Source organism: Hymenobacter agri (genome assembly GCF_054778495.1).
In genome coordinates this window covers 1-2,171 of record NZ_BAAGZM010000670.1, presented here as the reverse complement: position 1 = coordinate 2,171, position 2,171 = coordinate 1, and the positions used below count along the sequence as shown (strand labels likewise).

At 64.7% G+C, this 2,171-nt stretch carries 2 protein-coding genes; one reads left to right on the top strand and one right to left on the bottom strand.

The features are described 5' to 3' along the window. Positions 1–782: quinone-dependent dihydroorotate dehydrogenase (locus tag ACYVDE_RS20850; RefSeq protein WP_460503462.1), on the bottom strand; the 782-nt coding region annotated here is incomplete at its 3' end. Positions 783–1,069: 287 nt separating this feature from the next. On the opposite strand from ACYVDE_RS20850, the gene ACYVDE_RS20845 reads away from it, so the two are divergent. Beyond that, complete coding sequence (locus ACYVDE_RS20845; RefSeq protein WP_460503461.1) at positions 1,070–2,146, top strand: PAS domain-containing protein; 1,077 nt, start codon at positions 1,070–1,072, stop codon at positions 2,144–2,146. Positions 2,147–2,171: the final 25 nt, after the last annotated feature.

Genomic DNA, 2,171 nt, shown 5'->3' with positions numbered 1-2,171 from the left:
CCGGCCGCGGTGCGCAGGCCGGCACGGCTGATAGTGGTGTTGGTGGCCACGAGCCCGCTGAGCCGGGTTTCGCGGGCGATGTCGAGGATGTCGTCGAGCTGCGAATCGGTGAGGTCGGGGGCGATTTTGAGCAGCAGCGGGCGCGGCACGGCGCGGGCTTGGTTGCGCTCCTGCACCCGTTGCAGCAGGGCAATAAGGGGCTCCTTCTCCTGCAGCTGGCGCAGGCCCGGCGTGTTGGGCGAGCTCACGTTCACCACGAAGTAGTCAACTTCTTCGGCCAGGGCGTCGAAGCCGGCCACGTAGTCGTCGGCGGCTTGCTCGTTGGGCGTGTCCTTGTTCTTGCCGATGTTGCCGCCGATGATGAGCTGGCGGTTTTGGCGCCGCGCCAGGCGGGCGGCCACCACGGCCGCGCCGTCGTTGTTGAAGCCCATGCGGTTGACGAGGGCCTCATCCTGCGGCAGGCGGAACAGGCGCGGCTGCGGGTTGCCGGCCTGCGGGCGGGGCGTCACGGTCCCGATTTCGACAAAGCCGAAACCCAGCGTGGCCAGTTCGTCGGTGAGGGCCGCATTTTTATCGAAGCCCGCCGCCAGGCCCACCGGGTTCGGAAATTTCAGCCCGAAGACTTCCCGGGCCAGGCTCGGGTGCTGAAAATCGTAGAGGCCCCGGAGCATGGCCCTGGCCCCCGGCACGCGGGCCGCCCGCCGCAGATTGTCGAACACCAGGTGGTGGGCGCGCTCGGCGTCGAGGTTGAAGAGGGCCGGTTTGACGAAGGCTTTGTACATGAGCAAGGGGCTTTTACAGCCCCAAAGTACGGGGCCTGCTACTGCGCCCGCAATGTCGCTGCCCCCGAAGGCTGCCTTCCTGAAGACTGAGAAAGCCCGCTTCAGCCTCATTTAACAGCCTGCTGAACACAACGAAACAGATGCGATTCCACCCTCACCTTCTACCCACCACGTCACGACGCCCTACTATTAGCCATTCGTCGCTCAGCTACGTATTAGTTGGCCGTGTGCGTATTTCGCGCATTGTTATCTTCCCGCCGATTATCGTCTGATTTCCGTTCTGCATTATGCCCGCCCTTGCTTCGGACCTGCTGTCCATCTTTAGTGCTTTGCCTAGCGCCTGCGTGCTGCTCTCGCCCGAATTTGTGATTGAAGCCGTGAGCGACAGCTTCGCCACCGTGTCGGGCACGAAACGGGATGAAATCGTCGGGCGCTACCTGTTCGATGTTTTTCCCGACAACCCCCACGACCCGTCCTCGCACTCGGTAGCCGACGTGCGGGCGGCACTGGAGCACATACTGGCCACGGGCCAGCCCAACGAGCTGCCTGTGCAGCGCTACGCCCTGGCCGACCCCGAGCATCCCGGCCAGTTCGTCGAGCACTACTGGCAGGCCCGCAACACGCCGGTGCTCGATGAGCAGGGCCGCGTCACGCACCTGATTCAGACGGTCGTCAACATCACCGCCGAAACCAACGAAGCGGCCCGGTTACACGATGCGCAGGTGCGCGAGCAGGCTATCCGCGCCGCCGCCGATAATCAGCGCGCCGAGCTGGCCCGCATTTTTGAGCAGGCGCCGGTGGCCATCGCCACCTACCGCGGCTCCAACTTCGTGATTGAGCTGGCCAACCCGCTGGTGCTGAAGCTATGGGACCGCACTCCCGCCCAGGCCATTGGCACGCCGCTGTTCGAGCTGCTGCCCGAAATCACCGGTCAGGGCTTCGACGACCTATTGCGCCATGTGATGGACACCGGCGAAAACTACGTGGCCAAGGAAATGCTCTCGACCATTGTGCGCAACGGCCAGCCCGAATCGGTGTACTGGGACTTTGTGTACCTGCCCCTGCGCGAGGATGATGGCACCATCACGGGCGCCATGGTGGTGGCCACTGAAGTAACGGCCCAGGTAGTGGCCCGCCAGCAGATTCAGGACTTGAACAAACAGTTGGCTGCCCTGAACCAGGCGCTGCATGAAAGCAATGCCGAACTGCTCGCCAACCAGGAAGAAGTGTTGAAAGTGCAGCAGTTGCTCGAAGCCCGAGTGGCCGAGCGCACCCAGCAGTTGGAAGCCGCCCTCGCCGCGGCCGGCCAGCCCCGCCCCACCGCGGCATCTCCCCAGCCCGCCTCGCCCCCGGCCGCCGAGTAGCCCCAACAGCAAGGGCGCGGGGGGG

What these genes read in the sequence shown, in the direction of transcription:
- ACYVDE_RS20845 (WP_460503461.1), top strand. Translation starts at nt 1,070, where the DNA reads ATGCCCGCCCTTGCTTCGGACCTGCTGTCCATCTTTAGTGCTTTGCCT.